This window comes from Pseudomonas sp. SIMBA_068 (assembly GCF_046534705.1).
GTDB classification, from domain to species: Bacteria; Pseudomonadota; Gammaproteobacteria; order Pseudomonadales; family Pseudomonadaceae; genus Aquipseudomonas; species Aquipseudomonas putida.
In genome coordinates this window covers 1-266 of sequence record NZ_JAWRYI010000686.1, presented here as the reverse complement: position 1 = coordinate 266, position 266 = coordinate 1, and the positions used below count along the sequence as shown (strand labels likewise).

Here is a 266-nt window from a genome sequence, read left to right as displayed (position 1 = left end):
AATCGTTAACGGCATCAGATGCCGGGTTACCTGCAGCCAGCGGTGCCGGTGCCCCCTGCATCAGACGATCCAGCGCAGTGTCACTGCGCGCCTGTGCACTCTGTGGTGCTGCGGCCAGAATGCGGCGGGCCGTTAACGATTTGCTGAACACACCAGTGTAAGGGATGTTTATGACGAGCAAAGAAACCTTTACCCATTACCAGCCGCAGGGCAACAGTGACCCGGCTCATACCGCAACCGCGCCCGGCGGATTGAGTGCGAAAGCG

The 266-nt window shown here is 59.8% G+C and carries 2 pseudogenes; one reads left to right on the top strand and one right to left on the bottom strand.

Going from position 1 to position 266, the window contains the following annotated elements:
- Positions 1-133 (bottom strand): annotated as a pseudogene (locus tag SB756_RS30990) (S49 family peptidase); the annotation flags it as partial.
- 37 nt (positions 134-170) lie between these two features.
- On the opposite strand from SB756_RS30990, the pseudogene SB756_RS30985 reads away from it, so the two are divergent.
- Positions 171-266 (top strand): annotated as a pseudogene (locus tag SB756_RS30985) (head decoration protein); the annotation flags it as partial.